Here is a 21,957-nt window from a genome sequence, read left to right as displayed (position 1 = left end):
CAGTCAGCTGTCGAGCAGTTCCCGGCAGAGGTCGCCGAGCAGCCGGATCCCGGGGTCGATCGCCGACGGCGGGGTCGCGGAGAAGCCGATGCGGAAGTGGTTGCGCGGCGGGTCCTCGCCGAGGAAGAAGATGTCGCCGGGTTCGATGAGGATGCCCAGTTCTTCCGCGCGTTCCACCAGGAGGCGGCAGTCCAGTTCGGACGGTCCGGTCATCCACAGGCTGACGCCGCCGGGCGGGTACGGGCCCTGTGTCCACGGCAGGTACTCGCTGACTGCGGCGGTGGTGGCGGTCCATTTTCGCATCAGTTTCGTGCGGTAACGGCGCAGGGATCGGTGGTACTCGCCGCTTTCGATCAGCAGCGCCAGCGCCCGTTGCAGCTGGCCCGGCGGGTGGCGCAGGACGTAGCGGCGGGCCTCGCGCAGCGCGCGCACCAGCTCGCGGGGGCCGACGAGGTAGCCGAGGCGGAGGCCGGGGGAGAGGAATTTGGAGAAGGTGCCGAGGTAGACGGCGTCGCCGGTGTTGTCGAGCGCCTTCAACGCCGGGGTGGGGCTGCCTTGGTAGCGGAATTCGCTGTCGTAGTCGTCTTCGACGACGACCGTGCCGGACGCGGCGGCCTGGGCGAGGAGCTGGCGGCGGCGGCCGATGCTGAGCGTCGCGTTGGTCGGGTGCTGGTGGCTGGGGGTGAGGTACAGGAGGTCGACGCCGTCGAGGGACTCCGGTGGCTGGAGGCCTCGGGAGTCGACGTCGATCCCGGTCACGCGGGCGCCGGTGCGGAGGAAGATGTGCCGGGCGTCGAGGTAGCCCGGGTTTTCGATGGCGACGACCTGGTCCGGGCCGAGCAGTACGCGGCCGAGCAGGTCGAGGCCCTGCTGCGAGCCGACGGTGATCAGCACTTCGTCGGGATCGGCCTCGATGCCTCTGGTGGTCAGCAGTTGGCGGCACACCATCTCGACCAGCATCGGGTCGTCGGAGCCGACGCTGTCCTGCAGGCTGTGGAAGACGTGCGGCCGGTAGAGGGCGTCGCGGAGGCAGCGTGTCCAGGACCGGGCCGGGAACGCGGTGATGTCGACCTGCCCGGCGAGGAACGGGTACGGATAACTCGCCCAGTCGGTGCGTTTCTCGATGTGCGGTATGTCGGCGTCCGGGAACCGGCGCACCCGGGCCGACCAGTCGATCCGCGATTCGGTGTCCCGGGCCTCCACCGCGCAGTGCGGGCGCATCTCGCCGTTGACGAACAGTCCGCTGCGCTCGCGGCTTTCCACGTAGCCCTCGGCGACCAGCTCCTGATAGGCGAGGTTGATCGTGTTCCGGGAAACGCCCAGTTCGACGGCCAGTTCCCGCGAGCTCGGCAGCCGGCGGGCCGGGTCGAACGTGCCGATGGCGATCCCGTGCTCGATCGCCCGCCGGACCTGGCGGTACAGCGGTTCGTCCGACGAGCGGTCGATCTCGATCAGCGTGCGTGGCAAGTGCGCTCTCCCAAGTGGCCGGCGTGGAGCGGGGCGGGCTGAAAACGTAACTCGCAGTGGCCGGTTTTCCCACCCCGCGCCACGCCGACGAGGCTCAGGCCAGCGCGTCGGCGACGTCGGTGACGGGCAGGCCGTGCGCGACCGCGACCGGCTCGTAGGTCAGCGCCCCGGACACCGTGTTCACGCCGCCGCGGAGTTCGGGCGTGTCCTGCACCGCGGTGCGGAGGCCCTTGTTCGCGATCTCCAGCGCGTACGGGAGCGTGACGTTGGTGAGCGCGTGCGTGGAGGTGTGCGGGACCGCGCCCGGCATGTTGGCCACGCAGTAGAACACCGATTCGTGGACCCGGAAGGTCGGGTCGGCGTGGGTCGTCGGGCGGGAGTCCTCGAAGCAGCCGCCCTGGTCGATGGAGATGTCCACTAGCACGCTGCCCGGCTTCATCCGGGAGACCGTCTCGTTGGACACCAGGCTAGGGGCCTTCGCGCCCGGGACGAGCACCGCGCCGATCACCAGATCGGCCTCGAGTACCGCCTGCTCGATCGCGTACGAGTTCGCGGCGGCGGTGCGGATGCGGCCCTGGTACATCCGGTCGGCGGCGCGGAGCTTGTCGACGTTCTTGTCGAACAGCACGACGTCGCCCCAGGTCCCGGCCGCGACGGCGACCGCGTTCATCCCGGCGACGCCCGCGCCCAGCACGACCACGCGGGCCGGCGGCACCCCGGAGACGCCGCCGATCAGCACGCCGCGCCCGCCGTTGACGCGCATCAGCGTCTGCGCACCGACCTGCGGGGCCAGCCGTCCGGCCACCTCGCTCATCGGGAACAGCAGCGGAAGGGAGCCGTTCGGCAGCTGGACCGTCTCGTAGGCCACGGAGGTGGTGCCCGCGTCGAGCAGGGCCTTGGTGCAGGGCTCGCTCGCGGCGAGGTGCAGGTAGGTGAAGAGCAGCTGGTCCGAACGCAGCCGGTGGTACTCCTCGGCGACCGGCTCCTTGACCTTCAGCACCATGTCCGCGGTGCCCCACACGTCGTCCGCGTGGTCGAGCAGCTTCGCGCCGGCGGCCGTGTAGTCCTCGTCGCGGATGGACGAGCCCTCGCCCGCGCCGCGTTCCACGAAGACCTCGTGGCCGGCCGAGGTGAACTCGTGTACTCCGGCAGGCGTCGCCGCCACCCGGTATTCGTGGTTCTTGACCTCGCGAGGCACACCGATCTTCATCGCCTGCTCCCATCTGCCGTGTGTGGTTCCGACCGAGAGTGCGGGACGGCTGGCCACCGCGAAAGTGCCAGAAACCGCTCCTTCGACGGGTCCAGCTGTCGGGCCTTCTGGACCTGTCATCGGGGACTGTTCTGGCTCTGTCGTTTGGGGCCAGGGGTCGAGATCCTGCTCGGGGAGCACTGCCGTCCGCGAGGGAGTTTGCGAGATGACCATGGCCCCTCTGGCCGAGACCTGGCGGGACCGCGTCGGCGACGCCCGCCCGCGGATCGCGCTTGCCGACGGCGCCGATCCGCGTGCCGTCACCGCAGCCGCGCACCTGGTTGATCGCGGCGAGATCGAGCCGGTGCTGGTGGGGCCCGCGGCGGAAATCGCTGCTGCGGCGGCGGAGCTTGGGTTCGCGGTGCCGCCTTTCGTGGACACTGCTGCGCTGGCTGCTGACGAGGCTGTCCTCGCGCGGCTGGCTACGGCGTTTCCGGACCGGGTGGAAACGGTTCGCAACGATCCCGTCGCCCTCTCTGCTGCGCTTCTTGCGCTGGGTCGGGTGGATGCGTGCCTCGCCGGTGCGACGCGGCCGACGTCCGATGTGCTTCGGGCTGGGCTGCGGATTGTCGGCCTTGCTTCTGGGGTGCGGACTTTGAGCAGTTGCTTCCTGATGCTTTTGCAGGACGGCCGATCGCTCACTTTCGCCGACTGTGCCGTGGTTCCTGAACCAGATGCGGATGCTTTGGCGGATATCGCGGTCGGCGCGGCGTCTACGCACCGCGCTTTGACCGGAACTGAGCCGGTGGTGGCGATGCTGTCTTTCAGTACTCAAGGCAGCGCCAAGCATTCCGCAGTGGACAAAGTACGTCAGGCGACTTCGCTGGTGCGGGAACGGCTGCCTGGTGTTGATGTGGATGGTGAATTGCAATTCGACGCCGCTGTCGTGGATGCGGTCGGGGTGGCCAAGGCTCCGCGGTCGACTGTCGCAGGGCGGGCGAATGTGTTGGTGTTCCCCAATCTTGACGCGGGGAACATCGCTTACAAGATCGCGGAACGGCTCGGCGGAGCGACTGCGCTGGGGCCGATTCTGCAAGGCGTGGCAGCGCCGCTGCACGACCTTTCGCGCGGTTGCAGCGCGGCCGACATCGAGACGATGGCCCTGATCAGCGCGGTGCACGCGGTGACCGGGCGGGAAGTGGAGGGGGTCCGATGACGCGAGGCGTGGAGCTGGTCGTGCTGGACATGGCGGGCACGACGGTCCGGGACGACGGTGCTGTCGAGGCTGCTTTTTCCGCCGCGCTGGAGGCCGTCGGAGTTTCGGCGGACTCGCCGGAGCGGGAAGACGTGGATGCCTACGTTCGCGACACTATGGGGCAGTCGAAGATCGAGGTGTTTCGGGCGCTGTTTCCTGATTCCGGGGTCGCGGAGAAGGCGAATCGGGTTTTCGAGAGCACGTTCGCTTCGCAGGCGGTTGAGGTTGCTGCGCCGCTTCCTGGTGCGGAGGAAGCGATCGACAAGTTGCGTGCGCAGGGGCGCCGGGTGTGTCTGAGCACGGGGTTCTCGGCTCGCACTCGAGATGCTTTGCTGCGGCGGCTCGGGTGGACGGATCTGGCTGATCTGGTGGTGTGCCCGGCTGATGCGGGCGGTCGGGGCCGGCCGTTCCCGGACATGGTGCTGACCGCGGTGCTGCGGTTGGGGATCACGGACGTACGCGCGGTCGCGGTGGCCGGGGACACCGGGTTCGACATGCTGACCGGCCGCCGGGCCGGGGCGTCAGTGGCGGCTGGGGTGCTCACGGGGGCGCATGATGCGGCGACATTGCGGGCGCATGGGGCTACGCATGTGCTGGGGTCGGTGGCTGAGTTGCCTGCGGTGCTTGAGCACTAGCGAACTTACTCTTCCTTCCACTTCGCGGTGACCGCGAGATACAGGTCTCGGACTACTGCGCGATCCAGGCCGTCGGGGATGGAAACGCCTTCGAACCCGGAGTAGTAGTGGTCGCCTGCCAGCGAGGGGGAGATCTCCACGCACAACGTGTCGGGATGGACGGCCAGCAGCCCGCGGTCGAACAGCTTGTGCACGTCGGCGCGCAGAAGCATGCCGTTCTCGTGCGATTCGTGCTTGGCGAACGAAATCAGGTGGGCGGCTTCGAGCACCGCCTCGGGGCACGGTCCGGTGATCGCGCACCGGGTGCCGTACTCGGCGAGCAGATTGTCCCGGAACGCACTCTGGCCGCGGCGGACCTTGGCCCGCGCTTCGCGATGGCCGCCGACGGGGATCTTGCCCTTGCGGGGCTTGCGCTTCGGCGCGGAAACGGGCGACTCGTCGAGCAGCGTCAGCAGCGCGGCGTGGTCGAGGCGGCGGATCGCGTTCTGCTTGGCTCCGTCGCGCAGCCGTTCGAGCACCTGCTCGCGAGAAATCTTTCCGTTGACCGGGCGGTAACCCGAGCCGTAAACGGCGACGAACTGGGTGACGGAAGTCGTCTCGTCGCGAGGCGCGTCGAATTCGTGATGGCAGGTCGCGCGGCGGCACCGGTATCGCGGGCGCTGCACCTTGCGTTCGTCGAAGCGGCTTCCGCCGCACTTCGGGCAGACCCGTTTCGGCTTGAGAACGCCTTCTTGGGCGTCGATCCGCTCGATCCGGCTGACCCCGTGCACCCGTTCGGCGTCCCAGAGCACGACGAGGTCTCCGACGCGGAGCTGCTGCGAGTTGGAGACCAGGTTGTCGTAGACGTACTGGTCGCCGAGCACGTCGGGGTAACCGCCGTTGCCGTCGTACTTCCGCTTGCCCGCAGCGGAGAACAAGGCCCACGCCCCGCGGTCCATCCGGTCGCGAACCTTCTCGGCTTCGGCCAGCATCGCCTCGGGCGCGTCTTCGAACTCCTGCAGCACCTGGTCGTCCAGCTTGCTGCCCCGGGTCCGCACCTTGGTGTACTCCCGCAGCCGGGTCTGCAGGTCGTACAGCTTGCGCTGGACGCTGCTGACCGAGCGGAACTTGTCGCCGTACTGTCCGGGAGCGACCGCGGACCGCAGCAGTATGGACAGTTCGCGAACCCGCGGGTCGGTGGCCCGTGCTGCTTTCCGGTTGTTGGTGAACAGCAGAGCGCACGCGAGGAGCAGCTCGTCCCGGGACCAATCCGGCAGCTGGGGCGTCTGCACGGTGAAGTCCAGCGAGGTCAGCTGCTTCTTGACTGCGTCGAGATCGGCGACTTCGGCCGGTGTGAGAGGAATGTGTCCGGGCAAGAAGGCGTGCGCGGCGGCGGCCAGGGCTTGGATCCCGTAGTGGTTCCCGCGGTCGACGACGACGTAGTCGCACCACATCTCGAAGCCGTATTCCGCGCAGAAAGCCTCTGCTCCGTACTCGTCGTGCTCCACCATCGCCGCGCGGATCACTGCACGGGTCAAGTCCGAGATGCTCACCAGGCAAGGTTATCGGATGCAGACAAAGCCTTTCACGTTTATCGCGCGGGCGGCGCGACCGCGGTAGCGATCAGCGCCCGTGCCGCGATCTCGATCCGTTCCTCGTCCCCGGTCGCGATCCGGTCCAGACACAGCCCCCTCAACCCCGAAATCAGCAGACTCGCCCGGGCGGCCGCGTCGGGTTCCGCGTAGCCCAGGCTGCGGTACACCGGGACCAGCGGGTCCACCATCGCGGTGATCGTTTCCCGCGCGACTTCCAGATATCGCTCCGGTTGCGTAGGGGCCAAAGCCAGCACCTGGAACAGGATGTGGATCGGCCGTTGCTGGCGGCCCCGGGTGATCGCGTGCCACAGGGCGAGGGCTGCGGCGCTGAGGGATTCCTCGTCGTGCACGGAGCGGAACAGCTCGGTGACGTCCGGGCGGCTCGCGGCGATCGCTTCGGTGATCAGGTTTTCCCGGCTGCCGAAGTAGTACAGCAGCATCCGCTTGCTCGTCCCCAGCGCCTCGCCCATCGGCGCGAGCGACAGGTCCGCGATGCCGTGCGTCGCGAGGTAGCCCACGGCTTGCTGCAGCAGTTCGGCGCGGCGGCCGGTTCCGGAATCCACCCCTTGACTGTACCGATCGGTACGTCGTACCGTCCATCCCTGTACCGATCGGTACATGGGCGGAGGAGGGTCGATGGCGGGCACAGCACTCTCGGTGGGGATCGTCGGCGGCGGGATCGGCGGGCTGGCGCTCGCGCTCGCGTTGCGGCAGCGCGGGATCGGGGCGGAGGTGTACGAGCGGTCGGCCGAATTGCGCGAGGTCGGGGCCGCGGTGGCGTTGGCCGCCAACGGGTCCCGGGTGCTGCAGCGGCTCGGGTTGCGGGACGAGCTGGCGGCGTGTTCCGCGGTGCCGACGGAATTGGTTTACCGGCATTGGCGGGACGGGCGGCGGGTGGTCGCGTTTCCCGTTGGGGACACCTACGAGAAACGGTTCGGCGGGCCGTATTTCGGGGTGCATCGGGCGGATTTGCAGCGGATTCTGGCTGACGCGTGGGGCAAGGTCCATCTTGGCCGGCAGGTGACTGCGGTGGTCGGGGCGGGACCGGGGTATCGGCTCGAGTTTGCCGACGGGACAAGCGAAACCGCTGATGTGGTGGTCGGGGCGGACGGGGTGCATTCGGCTGTGCGCGCGTGGGTGGACGACGCGCCGCTCGCCCGGTACTCGGGTTCGAGCGGGTTTCGCGGGCTGGTGCCGCTGTCGCAGCTGCCGTCGTTGCCGGATCCGGGGGCGATGCAGTTCTGGCTGGGGCCGGGCGGGCACCTGCTGCATTACGCGATCGGCGACGGCTCGGTGGTGAATTTCCTTGCGGTGCTGGACGAACCGGCCGAGTGGGAAGGCGCATCGTGGACCGAGGACATTCCCCGGGAACGCATCGAGACGGCCTTCGACGGCTGGCATCCGGCGGTGCGCGAGATGGTCAGCGCGACGACGTTGTATCAGCGGTGGGGATTGTTCAGCCAGCATCCGCTCAACCGCTGGCATCGCGGCGGAGTGGTGCTCCTCGGCGACGCCGCGCACGCGATGCTGCCGCACCACGGGCAGGGCGCGAACCAGACGATCGAGGACGCGGTGACGCTCGCCGAGTGCCTGGCCCGGGATTCCCGCGAGACGGCGCTGGCCCGGTACGAGAAGCTGCGGCGGCCGCGGACTCGTGCGGTGCAGCGGAGTTCGTGGGTGGCGAACGCGCTGCTGCATCTGCCGGACGGTCCGGCGGCCGACGCCAGGGACGTCGCGCTGGGGCGGATCGACGAGACGGTGGAGTGGATTCACTCGCACGACGCTGTGTCGTTGGCGTCGGCTTCGCCGCCGCGTGCGGAGTCGCCGTGAGGTCGGCGTCCGGAGGGCAACGCGACCGCCTGGGGGCGGTCCCGTTGCCCTCCGGACGCCGACGCGACTCCGCGGGTGGGGTCAGGGGTTTGTGGTGAGGGTGGTGAATTCGGTGCTGGTCAGGACGTGCGTGGTGGACTGGGCTAGGACGACCAGGGTGGCGGCGTGCACTTCGGCGGCGGACATCGCGCCGTGGCCCAGGTCGGGGTGGTCGTAGGTGGCGCAGGCGTCGGACAGCACTCCGGTGCGGAAGTCGCGGAACATCGCGTCGCGGATGGTGGCGTGGACACAGTCCTCAGTGGTCACTCCGGTCGCGATCAGGGTGTCCACGCCGCGGCCGCGGAGCTGCATTTCGAAATCGGTGCCGTAGAAGGCGCTGTAGCGGTGTTTGGGGATCAGCGGTTCGTCGGGGCGGCGGTCCACTTCGGAATACAACGCGGCGCCGGGCGTGCCCTCGATGAGCGCCTCGCCGGCGGCGATCGGCGGGTACAGGTCGGCGAAGCGGCCCATGTCGGAGCCGTCCGGGCGGTGGACGTGCGCGGTGAAGAACACGGCGATGCCCGCGTCGCGGCAGAACCGGACGGTGTCGTTGAGGACGGGGATCATGGCGCGTCCGGCCGGGGATTCCAGCGGGGCGCCCGGAGCCAGGAAGTCGTGCTGCATGTCGATGACGACCAGCGCGGTGCGGGCCGGATCGACGGTGGACAAGCGGTAACCCATGGAAGCTCCCTCCGCGGAGGTCCCATGAGGTATCACGGTTTGACGTCGGTCGTCAAGAAAGCGACAGAAAGCGTCAGGCGTCTTCGATCTGCGCGGCGACGGTGTGCAGCGACGCGATCAGCGCCTGGGTGGCCGGGTTCAGCCTGCGTCCGGCGGCGAGGGTCAGGCCGACGCTGTGGCCGATGTTCTCCAGCGGCGTCGGCAGGGTGACCAGCCGCGGGTCGTCCATGCCGAGCAGGCCGGGGAGCGCGGCGACCATGGCGGTTTCGGTGAGCAGCTGCCGCACAGTCAAGAACGACGTCGCCTCGACGCGGTTGGCGGGCAGGTCGAGGCCGTGCTGGGCGAAAAGGCTTTCCAGCTCCTGGCGCAGCATCGTCTCGGTGCCGGGCACGATCCATGGGAACTCGGTGAGATCCTCCAACGAGACGCTCTCGCGCGTGGCGAGCGGATGGTGCGCACCGGCGACCACGCGGATCGATTCCTGGTACAGCGCTTGCCGCCGGGTGCCTTCGGTGCCGGGGCCGCTCAGTCGGCCGACGATCACGTCCACTCGGCCCGCGGTCAGCTCCACGAGCAGCGATTCGGGCGTTCCTTCCCGGACCACGACGGTGACCAGCGGGTGGTCTTCTTTCAGATGCGCGATGGCGCGCGGCAGCAGCAGGTTCGAGCCCGCGAGGTGGATGCCTGCGACGACCCGGCCGCGTGTGGCGTCGGCGATCTCTACGACGTGCCGCGCGGCGTGCGTGAGCTGGGCGAGGACCGCGCGCGCGTGTTCGGTGAAGGCAGTGCCGAACTCGGTGGGCGTGATGCCGCGTGGGCCGCGTTCGTAGAGCGGCACGCCGAGGATGGCTTCGAGGTCGTGCAGGCCGCGTGTGACGACCGGCTGCGTGACGTGCAGGGCGGCGGCCGCGCCGACGACACTGCCCTGCTCGGTGAGGGTGTCCACCAGCACGAGGTGCCTGAGCTTGAGGCGGCCGTCGAGCAGACGGGGCATCTCCATTCCGGCGACAGTACTGGCCGGGGCGGGCTCCGGCGTCATGGGCGGACGAGCTCGATGAGGGCGCGGCTGAGTGTCGAGGTGGGATCGGCCAGGTCGAGGAAGACGTCGAAATGGTTCCGGTCGGGCACGACGGTGTGCGAACGCGCGACGGGCCAATGCGCATGGAATGCCTTGCTCTGGCGGTGGAATCCAGCGGCTTCGTGTTCGGCGACCGCCACGTGCAGCGGCGCGGTGCCCGGTGGAAGCAAGATCGGGCTGAGGGCTTCCGCGCGCGTGGTGTCGAGGGTCAGCCATGCGTTGGCGAAAGAGTCGACCAGCGGGCGGAGGTCGAAGAGGCCGCTGATCGTCATCGCGCCTTTGACGACGTCCTCGGGTACTCCGGCGGCGACCTGCCATCCGGCGACGGCGGTCATGGCGGTCAGATGGCCTCCGGCGGAGCTGCCGACGACATGGATGCGGTCCGGGTCGAGGCCGTGTGCTGCGCCGTGGTGGTGCACCCAGGCGACGGCGGCGCGGACCTGGCGCACGATCTCTTCCAGGGTCGCAGTCGGAGTGAGGGTGTAGTCGGGCACGACGGTGGCGATTCCGGCGTCGGCCAGCATCCTCGCCATGAACGCGGTGTCGTGGCGCGAGAGCATGCGCCAGTAGCCGCCGTGGACGGCGATCACTACGGGACGCAACTGGCCTGGCGAGGTGCCCCAGACGTCCAGCCGCTCGTTGCTGAGGGGATCGAAAGCCAGGCCGGCTTGGCCGTCCAGACCGGCGGTGGCGGATTCCGAGGCGGAGCGATAGCGGGCCATGACCGCGTCGAACTCGGTCTCGGTCACCGTGGCCTGCGCGCTGTAGTCCTGGTCGACGTGGCTCACGGGACCCATCCTTCGCCGCCGTCGTCATGCCTGGCCAATGCCCATTCCGGCGAAAGCTATGCCGCGGCAGGCATGGCAAAGGCATGTCCGGACGGCTATGGCAGCGGCGGCAAAGAGCATTGGCCAGGCATTCCTGGCGTCCCTACGGTCAGTTCCATGGCTGCGGAACTCCACAACGTCGTCGGCGGGACCCGGGTCGCGGGGCGGCGCACCTTCGAGAAGATCGACCCGGTCGACGGGTCGCTCGTCGCGCACGTCCACGAGGCCGGGCCGGACGTGGTCGACGCCGCGGTCGCTGCTGCGCGCGCCGCGCTGGACGGGCCGTGGGGTCGCGCCTCGGTGGCTGAGCGCACCGCCTTGCTGCGCCGGATCGCGGACCGGATCGAGGAGCGGTTCGAGGATTTCGTCGCCGCCGAGGTCCGCGACACCGGAAAGCCGGAGCACCTGGCTCGTGAGCTGGACGTCGCGCGGGCGGCGACGAACTTCCGGTCTTTCGCCGACACGGTCGCGGCGGCAGGTCTCGATTCCTTTCTCACCGAGTTGCCAAACGGCCGCAAGGCGCTGAACTACGCCGTGCCCAAACCGCTCGGCGTGGTCGCGGTGATCGTGCCGTGGAACCTGCCGCTGTTGCTGCTGACCTGGAAGGTCGCGCCAGCGCTGGCCTGCGGGAACGCGGTGGTGGTCAAGCCGTCGGAGGAGACGCCGTCGACCGCGGCCCTGCTCGCCGAGGTGATCGCGGAGGCGGGTGCGCCGGCCGGGGTGTATAACGTCGTTCACGGCTTCGGACCGGACTCCGCCGGGGAGTACCTCACCACCCACCGCGGCATTGACGGCGTGACTTTCACCGGCGAATCCCGGACCGGCTCGGCGATCATGCGCGCTGTCGCTCCGTCGGTACGGCCGGTTTCCTTTGAGCTGGGCGGAAAGAACGCGGCGGTGGTGTTCGCGGACTGCGACCTCGAGAAGACTCTCGACGGCCTCGCCCGGTCGGTTTTCCTGAACACCGGGCAGGTGTGCCTGTGCACGGAGCGGGTCTACGTCGAGCGCTCCGTCTTCGACGCGGTCGCGAGCGGGCTCGCCGAACGGGCAACGGCGTTGCGGCTGGGCCGACCGGACGCTCCGGACACCACGACGGGGCCGTTGATCTCCCAGCAGCACCGGAAGAAAGTCCAGTCCTATTTGGACCTCGCGGTGGCCGAGGGGGCGACGGTGCTGACCGGCGGTTCGGCGCCGGAACTCGGGCCGGACCTCGCGGGCGGGTCGTGGATCGAACCGACACTGTGGACCGGGCTGGACAACTCCGCGCGGGTTGTGCGCGAGGAGGTCTTCGGGCCGGTTGCGGCGCTGATCCCGTTCGACACCGAGGATGAGGCGGTCCGGCTGGCGAACGACACCGACTACGGGCTCGCCGCTGCCGTCTGGACCACTGACCTGGAGCGAGGGCACCGCGTCGCGCAGCAGATGCGGGTCGGGATGGCCTGGGTCAACACCTGGTACCTGCGGGACCTGCGCTCGCCGTTCGGCGGCGTCGGGCTTTCCGGCATCGGCCGGGAGGGCGGCCTGCACTCGATGCACTTCTACACCCAGCCGACGAATGTGTGCGTGCAGCTATGACCATCGAGGAACGGGCGGCGCTGCTTGACCAGGCGGCTGCCACCGGGCAGGCGATTCCACAGCTCACCAGCAGCGAGCCGATGAGCCTGGAGACGGCGTATGCCGTGCAGCACAAAGGAATCGCGCTGCGTGAAGGGCGCGGGGAGACGCTGGCGGGCGTCAAGCTGGGCTTCACGAGCAAGGCGAAGGCCGAGCAGATGGGCGTTTCCGACGTCATCATCGGCTCGCTGACCGACCGCATGCGGATCGAGGACGGCGGAACGTTCGACGCCAGCCGCGGCGTGCATCCGCGGGTCGAACCCGAGGTCGCCTTCCGGCTTGGTCCGGACGGCGAGCTGGTCGCCGTCGCGCCCGCGCTGGAGATCATCGACAGCCGTTACCGGGACTTCCGGTTCAGCCTGGCGGACGTCGTCGCCGACAACACCTCGGCGTCGGCTTTCGTGCTCGGGCCGTGGACGAAGATCGACCAGGTGGCCGCGCTGGCCGTTGAACTGCTCTTCGACGGCGAGGTCGTCGCCACCGGATCGACCGCCGACATCCTCGGCGACCCGCTGCGCGCGCTTCCCGCCGCACAGCGGATGGCCGCCGCGTACGGGCACCGTCTGCTCAGCGGGTCGGTGCTCCTCGCCGGTGCGGCGACCGCCGCCGTGGCGCTGAAAGCGGGAACGCATGTCGAGGCGCGGGTCGCCGGGCTCGGCTCGGTTTCCGTGCGGACAAAGGAGGGATGAGCGTGGCGCAAGCCCATGTCGTCGCCGGGAAGGCGACGCCGCGCGGGCGGTTCCCGCACGTCAAGGTGGTCGGGGACCTCGTGTTCGTCTCCGGCACCAGCAGCAGGCGCCCGGACAACACCTTCGCCGGCGCGGAGGCCGACGAGTTCGGCGTGACCACTTTGGACATCCGGGCGCAGACGCGCGCGGTGATCGAGAACATCCGCGACATCCTGGCCGCGGCCGGCGCGGGGCTCGAAGACCTCGCGCAGGTGACCGTGTTCCTGGTCAACATGAACGATTTCGGCGGGTACAACGAGGTCTACGGCGAGTTCTTCGACGAGACCGGCCCGGCCCGCACGACTGTCGCGGTGCACCAGCTGCCGCATCCGCATCTGCTCATCGAGATCCAGGCGATCGCCCGGATCCCCGGCAAGGAGGAACGATGACCGCCATCCCGCCCGTGTTCGATTTCGCCGCGTGGATCAAGGAGCACGAGGACGAGCTGAAGCCGCCGGTCAACAACAAGCAGATGTGGGCCCCGATGGGCGATTTCATCGTGCAGGTCGTCGGCGGGCCGAACCAGCGGACCGACTTCCACCTCGACCCGTACGAGGAATGGTTCTACCAGTACAAGGGCGACATGCACGTCAACCTCATGACCGACGACGGCCCGCGGCGCGTCGACATCCGCGAGGGCGAGATGTGGATGCTGCCGCGCAACGTGCACCATTCGCCGCAGCGTCCGCAGGAGGGGTCGATCGGGATCGTGATCGAGCGGATCCGCGAGGAGGGGACGCTCGAGAAGTTCGTGTGGTTCTGCCTGGAGTGCGACGCGAAGGTGCACGAGGTCGAGTTGCAGGTGCGGGACATCGTCGACGATCTGCCGCCGGTGTTCGAGCAGTTCTACTCGTCCGAGAAAGCCCGGACCTGCGGGGCGTGCGGGACGCTGCACCCGGGGAAGGGCTGAGCGTGCGCGCGATCGACGTCCACAGCCATTTCGTCCCGCATGGCTGGCCTGATCTCGGCGAGGGAATGCCGTGGCTGCGCGCGGAAACCGAGCGCGAGGCCATGATCATGGTCGGGTCGGAGGAGTTCCGCCGGATCCGGTCCGACTGCTGGGACGCGTCCGTCCGCTTGCGCGACATGGACGCTGACGGCATCGAAGCGCAGGTCGTGTCGCCGACGCCGGTGTTCTTCGGCTACGACACGAGTCCCGGGCAGGGCGAGAAGATCGCGCGGGTCTTCAACGACCTCGCGCTGGAGATCTGCGCGCCCGCGCCGGACCGGCTGATCCCGTTCTGCCAGGTTCCGTTGCAGGACACCGACGCCGCGTGCCGCGAGCTGGACCGCGCGGTGACAGCCGGGCACCGGGGCGTGGAAATCGGCAACCACGTCGGTGACCGCGACCTCGACGATGCGGGTGTCGTGACGTTCCTGCAGCACGCGGCGTCGCTCGGCGTGCCGGTTTTCGTGCACCCGTGGGACATGCCGCTCGCGCCGCGCCTCGACCGCTGGATGGCGCGGTGGCTGACCGGGATGCCCGCGGAGACGCATCTGTCGATCATCGCGATGATCCTCGGCGGGGTGTTCGACCGGGTGCCGCCGAGCTTGCGGATCTGCTTCGCCCACGGCGGCGGGTCGTTCGCCTTTTGGCTGGGACGGTTGGAGAACGCTTGGCATCAGCGGGCGGACATCATCGCCACGTCGGAGAAGCCGCCGTCGGAGTATGTGGGGCGGTTCAGTGTCGATTCGGTCGTGTTTACCGAGGCGGCGCTCCGGAATCTGGTGGATACGCTGGGGGCGGGGCAGGTGATGGTGGGGAGCGATTATCCGTATCCGCTGGGGGAGCGCCCGGCTGGCGGGGTGGTGCGGCGGGCGGAGTTTCTGGACGAGGCTTCGCGGGAGTTGTTGTTGCGGGGGAACGCGAAGCGGTTCCTGGGCTAAGCCAACCCGAGGTGATCCCGCAACGTGGGCCCGCTGTAGTTCTCCCGGAACACCCCGCGCTCCTGCAGCCTCGGCACCACCTCGTCGGCGAACCGGTCCAGCCCGCCCGGCGTCACGTGCGGGACCAGGATGAACCCGTCCGACGCGTCCGCCTGCACGAGTTCGTTCATGGTGGACGCGACAGTCTCAGCGGAGCCGATGAAGTTCTGTCGTCCGGTGACCTCGATGATCAGTTCCCGGCTCGACAGGTGCTTCGCCTCCGCCAGTTGCCGCCACTCGTTAGCGGTCGCGACCGGGTCGCGGTGCATGCGGACGCTCGCGCGGCCCTTCGAGATCAGGTCGCCGACCGTCGGGTCGAAGGACGGGAGCGGGCCGTTCGGGTCGTGGTCGCTGAGGTCGGTGTTCCAGAGCTGTTCGAGGAACTTGATCGCGGTCTGCTCGCTGACCTGCTGCAACCGGACCTCGTGGGCGAGTTCGTGCGCTTCGGCGTCGGTGTCGCCGAGGACGAAGGTGGCGGCGGGCAGGATGACCAGCTCGTGCGGGGCGCGGCCGTATTTCGCCAGGCGGCCCTTGACGTCCTGGTAGAACGCTTGGCCTGCTTCGAGGGTGCCGTGGCGGGTGAAGATGGCGTCGGCGGTCGCGGCGGCGAATTCTCGGCCTTCTTCGGAGTCCCCGGCTTGGATGGTGACCGGGCGGCCTTGCGGGCTGCGCGGGACCGGGAAGCGGCCGGAGATGTCGAAGTGCTCGTCGTGGTGGGCGAAGTCGCCGCCGTCGGCCAGGAAGCGGCCGGATTCCTTGTCCGCGAGGAGTTCGTCGCCGCGCCACGAGTCGAAGAGCTCCCACGCGGTGCGCAGGAAGGTTTCGGCCCGCGAGTAACGCTGGTCTTGCGGGAGGAAGCCGCCGCGGCGGAAGTTTTCGCCGGTGAAGGCGTCCCAGGACGTGACGACGTTCCACGCGGCCCGGCCGGCGGAAAGGTGGTCCAGGGAGGCGAATTGCCGGGCCACCTCGAACGGTTCGTTGAAGGTGGAGTTGATGGTTCCGGCCAGGCCGAGGCGATTGGTGACGGCCGCCAGCGCGGAAAGCACAGTAAAGGTGTCGGGGCGGCCGACGACGTCCAGGTCGTAGATTTCGCCGCCCTGTTCCCGCAGCCGCAGGCCTTCGGCGAGGAAGAAGAAGTCGAACTTCGCGCGTTCGGCGGTCTGGGCCAGCTTGACGAACGAGCTGAACTCGATGTGGCTGCCCGCTTCGGGATCGCTCCACACGGTGGTGTTGTTGACCCCGGGAAAGTGCGCGGCGAGGTGGATTTGCTTGGCAGTCATGGAGAATCTCCCGGGAATCAGGCGGCGTAGCGGTTGGCCGGGCGCTGCAGGCCGAGCAGCTCGCGCAGGGTCGAGGCCTCGTAACCGGAGCGGAACGCGCCCCGGTCGCGCAGTTCGGGGACCAGCGCGCGGGTGATGGCGGTGAGGTCGTGCGGCAGGGCGCCGGGGCGGAGCCGGAAGCCGGTCAGGCCTGCGGCGTGCCAGTCGAGCAGGAGATCGGCCAGCTGAGCCGGGGTGCCGGTGAAGACATGCGCGTCGGAGATGAACTCGGCGCGCTCGTCCAGCCGGGCCTTGCGGTCGGCGGCGGCCTGCTCGGTTTCGTCGAGGAAGACCGCCAGGTCGGCGAAAACCTGAACGGGCGCACCGATTTCGTCGATGATCGACGCGGCGTGCGCGCGGTCGTTCGGGGTCACGTACACGACGTCGGCCTGGCGAGCGGCGAGGCGATAGGCGTCGGGACCGTGCGCGAGTGCGGCGACGATCGGCTGGCCCTGCGGCGGACGCGGCGTGATGGACGGGCCTTTGACGGAGAACCAGCGGCCCTCGAAGTCGATGTAGTGCAGTTTGTCGCGGTCGATGAACCGGCCGGTGGCGACGTCGCGGATCTCGGCGTCGTCCTCCCAGCTGTCCCACAGCCGGCGCAGCACCTCGACGTAATCAGCGGCTTCCTCGAACAGATCGGCGACCTCGGGCGGCGTGCGGCGGCCGAAGTGCTGGAATTCCGCCGGACTTCCGGAAACCTGCACGCGGACCCCGGCTCGGCCGGTGCTGACGTAGTCGAGCGTCGCGATCGCCTTCGACAGGTGGAACGGCTCCGTGTGGGTGACCACGGCGGTCGGGATCAGGCCGATGTTCGACGTCAGCGGCGCGATCCGCGAGGCGAGCAACACCGCGTCGAGCCGGGCTTGCGCACGGTCGGCGCGGGCGGCCGGTTCGGCGGGATCGCGCAGGGAGAGGAAGTCCTCGAAGGTGACGAAGTCCAGGTGCGCGGCTTCGGCTTCTCGGACCAGCTCAGCCCAGTATCCGGCGGTGAGCAGGTCGGCCGGGCGGGCGTCGGCTTCGCGCCACGCGGCCGGATGCCAGCCGGCGCCTTCCAGCGCGACGGCGAGCCGTGGTCCGGTGAGCCCTGTCATGCTGCGTCCTTTCCCTGTGGATGCCAGCAGTGTGGCTCGGGAGCCGGGACGACGGCGACGGTAACCAGGGTCTGGGACAGTCGGCGGGGACGGGAATAAACCGGTTGCCCGCTGTCGCGCTGAGACGGTTTGCTCGATGCCGATGAATCGGATGCACACCGGCGAAGCGGAAATCGACGACGAGCTCGTTCGTCGCCTCGTCGCGGCCCAGTTTCCGCAGTGGGCCGGGCTGGCGGTCTCGCGCGTCGCCTCGTCGGGGACGGAAAACGCGATGTTCCGGCTCGGCGGCGAGCTGGTGGTCCGGCTGCCGCGCCTGGTTCGCGGGGCCGCCGAGATCGGCCACGAACAGCGCTGGCTGCGGTGGCTCGCGCCTCGGCTGCCGGTCGCCGTGCCGGAAGTGCTCGGCGAAGGACGGCCGGGCGAAGGTTTCGAATGGGACTGGTCGGTGCTGCGCTGGCTGCCCGGCGTCAACCCGGATTTCGGCGACGCGCAGGTCGCACGGGATTTGGGTGCGTTCGTGAAAGCGTTGCGCGGCCTGGATACTGCGGGCGCACCGGAGGTCAGCCGGGGTCGTCCGCTGCGCACGCGGGACGCGCCGACCCGGGACGCGATCGCACAGATCGGTGGTGACCCGGCGTATGTCGCAGCGTGGGAGAAGGCGCTCGCGGCACCCGAGTGGGGCGGGGATCCGGTGTGGCTGCACGCGGATCTGTCGCCGGGGAATGTGCTGGTCGACGACGGCGGGCTGACTGCGGTGCTGGATTTCGCGGGAGTCGGGATCGGCGATCCGGCGGTGGACGTGATCCCGGCGTGGAACACGTTCGCGGCGGCCGAGCGGGAGGTCTTCCGCGAGGCGGTGGGCGTGGATGACGCGACGTGGGAGCGCGGGCGGGGCTGGGCGTTGTCGATCGCGCTGATCCAGCTGCCGTACTACCGGGAGACGAATCCGGTGCTGGCGGCGAATGCGCGGCGCACCATCGAGGCCGTGTTGGAAGACTGACCCCATGGTCTCTTCACCCGCGCAGCACCCGTCGTCTTGGTGGCGTGAGCAGTGCGCCGCGCTGCTCGGGGACGGCGATTGGCACCAGCTCTACACAACGGCGATGAGCTGGCGCAACGACGGCGGCGCCTACCTGCCGGAGGCGTGGTTGATGGACGTCTGCTCAGCGCTTCTCCACCGGCAGCCGAAGACGGCCGTCCACTGCTGTGACTTGGCGTTGCAGCTGTGGGTCGAGCGCACTGGCGACCGGGCTGTTCTCCACTTTGTGCGCGGGCTCCTGATCGCCGACCACCTCGGCGACCCCAAGAGCGCTCTCGACGACCTCGTGCTCGCCGCCGACGGCCCCGGCTGGCTGGGCAGAGAGGACCTCGATCGGGTGCGAGCTGCCGCCGTGACCTCCCGGGTACGAAAGCCGCGCGCGCAGCCCGCGCCCGGGTATGACCGGGCCTACCGCGACCTGATCTCCACGTCGCCGTCGCCGCCGGTGCCCGAGCCGCTGCCCGAGGACGGCGCGCGGCCGGAACTGTGGAGCCGAGCGTTGCCGTATCTGCGGCGGACCTGAGCTAGTCCAGGTCGACGCGCTGGCTGCCGACGGACCTGTCTGGTTGGGCGGCGAAGACCTCGATCGGGTGCGAGCCGCGGCGGCCACGTCCCAGGTACGAAAGCCACGCGCCCCCGGATGACCGGGCCTGCCGCGACTGGTCTCCACGTCGCTGCCAGTGCCCGAGCTGCTGCCCGAGGACGGCGCGCGGCCGGAATTCTGGAGCCGAGTATTGCCGTATCTGCGGCGGACCTGAACTAACCGAGGTCGATCCGGATCGTCAGCAGGTCGGTGCCGAACGCCTGCACCGCCGTGCTGTTCAGGCGCGGCAACGACTTCAGCCGCGCGCGGGCGTCGTCGTCGGGAAGCAGGTGGGCGACCCCGCGCAGCCAGCGGCCGTGCAGGCGCAGGCGGACGTTCGGGTCGGCCTGGATGTTGCGCACGTACTGCGACCGCTCGCCGAATTCGGACACCAGCCAGAATTCCTGGCCGACTCGTCGGCCGCCGATCGGGGTTTGGCGGGGGAGGCCCGAGGTGCGGCCGGTGGTTTCGAGCAGGGTCTGGCCGGGGAGCCGCGACAGCACCGGGTTGCCGAGCCGTCGCTGGAAGGTTGTGACGAGCTGATGCTGGAGGTCACCGGGCCGTACCCGACCGGCGGCGTGCCGCAACCGCGCCGGGATGACGAGGTCGTGGATCGGCACGGCGAGGGCCCACAGCTGGCGGGCCGGGAACCGGTCGTAGGTGACTTCGGTGGTCCAGTACACGCGGTCCGCGTCGAGGTGCACGATGTTGCGCGTCGTCATCAGCGGCGACGGCGCTTCGAGCACGACCCGGTCCGGCTCGGCCGAAGCGACCGTCCAGCCCAGCACCCGCTCGGGAGCCAGGCGGGTGGTCAGGCCCAGGCCGAGCCATCCGGTGCGCAGGAAAGCCCGCATCGGCGGCGGAGCGTCCTCCCAGACCGCGCGCGCCCACTGCAGTGCGTCGCGCTGGTCCCCGGCAGGACGGGCAATGTCCACTGTGGACGAGAAATCCGGCACCCTGCCACGCTAGCACTCATCACCGTCAGGACGCCGGTTTCCAGCCCAGCTCCGGGCCCAGCCGGGTGGCCAAGTCGGTGAGAATCTGCACGTAGTCTTCGTGCTCGAAGGTGAACGGGAGCGCGAAGGCGACCTCGTCGATCTCCCGGAAGGCGGCGTGCTGGTACAGCAGCGAGGCGATTTCAGCGGACGTGCCGACGTAGTCGCGCGAGAACAGCAAACCGCCGGGGCCCTGCGGGGTTTTCGTGCGCGGCAGGCGTTTTGCCGCATAATCCTCGTACTTCGCGCGCTGCTCAGCCGTGGCGCTGTCGGTCGGAATCACCACCAGGCCTTGCGAAACCCGTGCCCGCGCCCCGTCCGGATGGTGCGATCGGAACGCCTGGACGTGCGAGAGCTGGATCTTCTCGAAGTCCGTCGAGCCTTCCTCTGCGCGGACGACGCTGCTGGTCAGGTAGTTCATCCCGGCTTGCCCGGTCCACACCGCTGACCGGGTGCTCGCGCCGCCGTACCAGAGGCGGCTCGCCAGGCCGGGCGAATGCGGCTGCACGCGGTCGGAGAACGTCTCGATGCCCTCGACCCCGCTGAACGTCGAGGCGCGCTCGCCGCGGACCAGCGACAACAGCCGCGACACGCGGTCGTAGCCGAAGTCTTCCTGGTCGCCGGTGTCCGGATACAGGGCGCCCCGGACGTCGTCGTAGTGCATCGGCGGGCTGACGCTGACGCCCGGGTTGAGCCGTCCGCCGGACAGCACGTCGACGGTCGCGAGGTCTTCGGCCAGCCGCAGCGGGTTTTCCCAGCCGAGCGGGATCACCGCGGTGCCCAGCTCGATCCGGCTGGTGCGCTGGGTGGCCGCGGCGAGCACCGCGACCGGCGACGAGATGCCGTACTGCAGGTGCCGGTGGCGCACCCAGGCGCTGTCGAACCCGAGCTGCTCGCCGAGTTCGAGCACCCGCAGCGTGGATTCGTGGCCCGGGCGAGGGTCGTCGCCGTCGAACAGGCCGATCGTCAGGAAACCCAGTTTGCGCAGCGGTTGCGTTTCGGTCGGCACGGCGCGTCCCTCCTCGGGTGAACTAAGCCGGAATAACCGCGGTCCGGCCCAGGTTGTTCCGGCTCGCTGACACATACGCAGAACACTGGGGAGTACGCAAGATGCGCGCTTTGTCCATCACTCGCTACGGCGGTCCCGAGGTCCTCGAAGAGATCGAGGTGCCCGAGCCCGTTCCGGGGCCGGGCGAAGTGACTATCACGGTCTCGCACGCGTCCGTCGGGCTGATCGACGCGCTGATCCGCCGCGGCACGCTCGCCGAGTACGACTACGCGCCGAAGCCGCCGCTCGTGCCGGGGCTCGAGGTCGCGGGCACGATCCGCGCGGCCGGTCCGGGCAGCGGCTTCTCGGTCGGGGACGAGGTCGTCACGCTCACTCTGCCCGGAATGGGCGGATACGCCGACGTCAAGCTCGCGCCCGCCGCTCTCGTCGTGCCGCTGGCCGGCGCCGGAGTGGAGCGTGCGCAGGCGGTCGCCGGACTGGCGAACACCGTGACGGCCTACCTTTCGCTCACCGAGGCCGTGCGGCTGCCGAAGGACGCGCGCGTGCTCGTGCACGGTGCGCTCGGCGGTCTTGCCTCGGTGTATCCCGAGGTGGCGCGGCTGCTCGGCGCGCGCGAGGTCGTCGGCACGGTCCGGCGGCCCGAGCAGGTCGAGGCGGCGAAGCAACTCGGCTTCGACCGCGTCGTGCTGTCCGGCGAACTTGGCGAACTGCGCGAGGAGCGGTTCGAGATCATCGTCGACCCGGTGGGCGGCGACTTGCGGATCGAATCGCTGGACCTGCTCGCGCCGATGGGCCGCATGCTGGTAGTCGGCAGTGCGGGCAGCGAAACCGCCGCGCTGGTGGACTCGAACGCCGTGTGGGGCAAGAACATCGGCGTGATCGGCTTCAACGTGGGCGGTTTCCTGGCCGCCGACCCCGCGCCTGCCCGTCCCGCCGCGGACGCCGTCCTCCCGCTGTACACCGACGGCCGGATCCGGCTGCCGGTCACCGTCCTGCCGATGACGGAGGCGCGCGAGGCGCACCGCCGGATGGACGCGGGCGAGGCCGTCGGACGGCTGGTGCTCGCCAACTAGCG

Annotated in this window: 22 protein-coding genes; 11 read left to right on the top strand and 11 right to left on the bottom strand. The window is 69.5% G+C overall.

The genetic code is table 11. The annotated features are described in order from the left end of the window. Positions 1-3: 3 nt before the first annotated feature. Positions 4-1,467, bottom strand: a complete 1,464-nt coding sequence (locus AB5I40_RS05615) for a PLP-dependent aminotransferase family protein (protein WP_370937341.1) — start codon at positions 1,465-1,467, stop codon at positions 4-6. A gap of 94 nt (positions 1,468-1,561) precedes the next feature. After that, the gene (gene ald / locus AB5I40_RS05610; RefSeq protein ID WP_370937340.1) at positions 1,562-2,677 is read right to left on the bottom strand and encodes an alanine dehydrogenase; all 1,116 of its coding nucleotides are present in this window, start codon (positions 2,675-2,677) and stop codon (positions 1,562-1,564) included. A gap of 205 nt (positions 2,678-2,882) precedes the next feature. Here ald and AB5I40_RS05605 point away from each other — a divergent pair, with 205 nt between their 5' ends. Then, positions 2,883-3,872 carry a phosphotransacetylase gene (locus AB5I40_RS05605; protein ID WP_370937339.1) on the top strand — a complete coding sequence of 330 codons (990 nt, stop codon included), beginning with the start codon at positions 2,883-2,885 and terminating at the stop codon, positions 3,870-3,872. Continuing rightward, positions 3,869-4,546 (top strand): phosphonatase-like hydrolase, encoded by a 678-nt coding sequence (locus tag AB5I40_RS05600; protein ID WP_370937338.1) that lies wholly within the window; start codon positions 3,869-3,871, stop codon positions 4,544-4,546. The genes AB5I40_RS05605 and AB5I40_RS05600 overlap by 4 nt, the downstream gene beginning before the upstream one ends. Before the next feature lie 5 nt (positions 4,547-4,551). Here the strand turns inward: AB5I40_RS05600 and AB5I40_RS05595 are convergent, their stop codons facing one another. Together AB5I40_RS05595 and AB5I40_RS05590 are read right to left on the bottom strand one after the other, a co-directional pair. Next, entirely contained in the window at positions 4,552-6,078 is a 1,527-nt protein-coding gene (locus AB5I40_RS05595; protein ID WP_370937337.1) for an HNH endonuclease, read from the bottom strand. A 38-nt stretch (positions 6,079-6,116) separates the two neighbouring features. Next, positions 6,117-6,683 carry a TetR/AcrR family transcriptional regulator gene (locus tag AB5I40_RS05590; protein ID WP_370937335.1) on the bottom strand — a complete coding sequence of 189 codons (567 nt, stop codon included), beginning with the start codon at positions 6,681-6,683 and terminating at the stop codon, positions 6,117-6,119. A 73-nt stretch (positions 6,684-6,756) separates the two neighbouring features. Between AB5I40_RS05590 and AB5I40_RS05585 the strand changes: the two genes are divergently transcribed. Further along, positions 6,757-7,950: an FAD-dependent monooxygenase gene (locus AB5I40_RS05585; RefSeq protein ID WP_370937334.1), complete on the top strand. Its 1,194-nt coding sequence runs from the start codon at positions 6,757-6,759 to the stop codon at positions 7,948-7,950. Between the two features lie 81 nt (positions 7,951-8,031). Here AB5I40_RS05585 and AB5I40_RS05580 read toward each other — a convergent pair whose 3' ends face one another. From AB5I40_RS05580 to AB5I40_RS05570, 3 genes are all read right to left on the bottom strand, one after another. Further along, positions 8,032-8,670, bottom strand: a complete 639-nt coding sequence (locus tag AB5I40_RS05580; protein WP_370937333.1) for a cysteine hydrolase family protein — start codon at positions 8,668-8,670, stop codon at positions 8,032-8,034. Between the two features lie 73 nt (positions 8,671-8,743). Next, positions 8,744-9,670, bottom strand: a complete 927-nt coding sequence (locus AB5I40_RS05575; protein WP_370937332.1) for a LysR substrate-binding domain-containing protein — start codon at positions 9,668-9,670, stop codon at positions 8,744-8,746. A 35-nt stretch (positions 9,671-9,705) separates the two neighbouring features. Continuing rightward, positions 9,706-10,536 carry an alpha/beta hydrolase gene (locus AB5I40_RS05570; RefSeq protein ID WP_370937331.1) on the bottom strand — a complete coding sequence of 277 codons (831 nt, stop codon included), beginning with the start codon at positions 10,534-10,536 and terminating at the stop codon, positions 9,706-9,708. Between the two features lie 156 nt (positions 10,537-10,692). Here AB5I40_RS05570 and AB5I40_RS05565 point away from each other — a divergent pair, with 156 nt between their 5' ends. Genes AB5I40_RS05565 through AB5I40_RS05545 form a run of 5 tightly spaced genes read left to right on the top strand, consistent with a single transcriptional unit; the run spans position 10,693 to position 14,804 of the window. After that, entirely contained in the window at positions 10,693-12,150 is a 1,458-nt protein-coding gene (locus AB5I40_RS05565; RefSeq protein ID WP_370937330.1) for a 2-hydroxymuconic semialdehyde dehydrogenase, read from the top strand. Beyond that, positions 12,147-12,878 (top strand): 2-keto-4-pentenoate hydratase, encoded by a 732-nt coding sequence (locus tag AB5I40_RS05560; protein ID WP_370937328.1) that lies wholly within the window; start codon positions 12,147-12,149, stop codon positions 12,876-12,878. Before AB5I40_RS05565 ends, AB5I40_RS05560 begins: the two co-directional genes overlap by 4 nt. Positions 12,879-12,880: 2 nt before the next feature. Beyond that, positions 12,881-13,306, top strand: a complete 426-nt coding sequence (locus AB5I40_RS05555) for a RidA family protein (protein WP_370937327.1) — start codon at positions 12,881-12,883, stop codon at positions 13,304-13,306. After that, a complete protein-coding gene (locus tag AB5I40_RS05550) occupies positions 13,303-13,827 on the top strand; it encodes a 3-hydroxyanthranilate 3,4-dioxygenase (RefSeq protein ID WP_370937325.1) in 525 nt (174 codons plus the stop codon). The genes AB5I40_RS05555 and AB5I40_RS05550 overlap by 4 nt, the downstream gene beginning before the upstream one ends. A 2-nt stretch (positions 13,828-13,829) precedes the next feature. Next, positions 13,830-14,804 carry an amidohydrolase family protein gene (locus AB5I40_RS05545; RefSeq protein WP_370937324.1) on the top strand — a complete coding sequence of 325 codons (975 nt, stop codon included), beginning with the start codon at positions 13,830-13,832 and terminating at the stop codon, positions 14,802-14,804. Here AB5I40_RS05545 and AB5I40_RS05540 read toward each other — a convergent pair. Next, positions 14,801-16,123, bottom strand: coding sequence for an NtaA/DmoA family FMN-dependent monooxygenase (locus AB5I40_RS05540; protein WP_370937323.1), 1,323 nt, complete (start codon positions 16,121-16,123; stop codon positions 14,801-14,803). The genes AB5I40_RS05545 and AB5I40_RS05540 overlap by 4 nt on opposite strands. A 17-nt stretch (positions 16,124-16,140) precedes the next feature. Beyond that, complete coding sequence (locus AB5I40_RS05535) at positions 16,141-17,256, bottom strand: LLM class flavin-dependent oxidoreductase (protein WP_370937322.1); 1,116 nt, start codon at positions 17,254-17,256, stop codon at positions 16,141-16,143. A gap of 136 nt (positions 17,257-17,392) precedes the next feature. On the opposite strand from AB5I40_RS05535, the gene AB5I40_RS05530 reads away from it, so the two are divergent. Together AB5I40_RS05530 and AB5I40_RS05525 are read left to right on the top strand one after the other, a co-directional pair. After that, on the top strand, positions 17,393-18,256 hold the full coding sequence (locus AB5I40_RS05530) for an aminoglycoside phosphotransferase family protein (protein ID WP_370937321.1): 864 nt from the start codon (positions 17,393-17,395) through the stop codon (positions 18,254-18,256). A 4-nt stretch (positions 18,257-18,260) separates the two neighbouring features. Next, complete coding sequence (locus AB5I40_RS05525; protein ID WP_370937320.1) at positions 18,261-18,818, top strand: hypothetical protein; 558 nt, start codon at positions 18,261-18,263, stop codon at positions 18,816-18,818. Between the two features lie 236 nt (positions 18,819-19,054). Here AB5I40_RS05525 and AB5I40_RS05520 read toward each other — a convergent pair whose 3' ends face one another. After that, entirely contained in the window at positions 19,055-19,834 is a 780-nt protein-coding gene (locus tag AB5I40_RS05520) for a nitroreductase/quinone reductase family protein (protein WP_370937319.1), read from the bottom strand. Between the two features lie 25 nt (positions 19,835-19,859). Further along, positions 19,860-20,882 carry an LLM class flavin-dependent oxidoreductase gene (locus tag AB5I40_RS05515; protein ID WP_370937318.1) on the bottom strand — a complete coding sequence of 341 codons (1,023 nt, stop codon included), beginning with the start codon at positions 20,880-20,882 and terminating at the stop codon, positions 19,860-19,862. Positions 20,883-20,983: 101 nt separating this feature from the next. Between AB5I40_RS05515 and AB5I40_RS05510 the strand changes: the two genes are divergently transcribed. Further along, on the top strand, positions 20,984-21,955 hold the full coding sequence (locus tag AB5I40_RS05510; RefSeq protein ID WP_370937317.1) for a zinc-binding alcohol dehydrogenase family protein: 972 nt from the start codon (positions 20,984-20,986) through the stop codon (positions 21,953-21,955). Positions 21,956-21,957: the final 2 nt, after the last annotated feature.

Source organism: Amycolatopsis sp. cg13, assembly GCF_041346965.1.
Taxonomy (GTDB): domain Bacteria; phylum Actinomycetota; class Actinomycetes; order Mycobacteriales; family Pseudonocardiaceae; genus Amycolatopsis.
Note: the sequence above shows the minus strand (reverse complement) of the source record. Positions and strands in the feature narration are given on the sequence as shown.

Bases quoted from the DNA above. Each gene is read 5' to 3' on its own strand.
- ald (WP_370937340.1), bottom strand. From the start codon at position 2,677: ATGAAGATCGGTGTGCCTCGCGAGGTCAAGAACCACGAATACCGGGTG.
- AB5I40_RS05605 (WP_370937339.1), top strand. From the start codon at position 2,883: ATGACCATGGCCCCTCTGGCCGAGACCTGGCGGGACCGCGTCGGCGAC.
- AB5I40_RS05600 (WP_370937338.1), top strand. From the start codon at position 3,869: ATGACGCGAGGCGTGGAGCTGGTCGTGCTGGACATGGCGGGCACGACG.
- AB5I40_RS05585 (WP_370937334.1), top strand. From the start codon at position 6,757: ATGGCGGGCACAGCACTCTCGGTGGGGATCGTCGGCGGCGGGATCGGC.
- AB5I40_RS05580 (WP_370937333.1), bottom strand. From the start codon at position 8,670: ATGGGTTACCGCTTGTCCACCGTCGATCCGGCCCGCACCGCGCTGGTC.
- AB5I40_RS05575 (WP_370937332.1), bottom strand. From the start codon at position 9,670: ATGGAGATGCCCCGTCTGCTCGACGGCCGCCTCAAGCTCAGGCACCTC.
- AB5I40_RS05565 (WP_370937330.1), top strand. From the start codon at position 10,693: ATGGCTGCGGAACTCCACAACGTCGTCGGCGGGACCCGGGTCGCGGGG.
- AB5I40_RS05560 (WP_370937328.1), top strand. From the start codon at position 12,147: ATGACCATCGAGGAACGGGCGGCGCTGCTTGACCAGGCGGCTGCCACC.
- AB5I40_RS05550 (WP_370937325.1), top strand. From the start codon at position 13,303: ATGACCGCCATCCCGCCCGTGTTCGATTTCGCCGCGTGGATCAAGGAG.
- AB5I40_RS05540 (WP_370937323.1), bottom strand. From the start codon at position 16,123: ATGACTGCCAAGCAAATCCACCTCGCCGCGCACTTTCCCGGGGTCAAC.
- AB5I40_RS05535 (WP_370937322.1), bottom strand. From the start codon at position 17,256: ATGACAGGGCTCACCGGACCACGGCTCGCCGTCGCGCTGGAAGGCGCC.
- AB5I40_RS05530 (WP_370937321.1), top strand. From the start codon at position 17,393: ATGCCGATGAATCGGATGCACACCGGCGAAGCGGAAATCGACGACGAG.
- AB5I40_RS05525 (WP_370937320.1), top strand. From the start codon at position 18,261: ATGGTCTCTTCACCCGCGCAGCACCCGTCGTCTTGGTGGCGTGAGCAG.
- AB5I40_RS05510 (WP_370937317.1), top strand. From the start codon at position 20,984: ATGCGCGCTTTGTCCATCACTCGCTACGGCGGTCCCGAGGTCCTCGAA.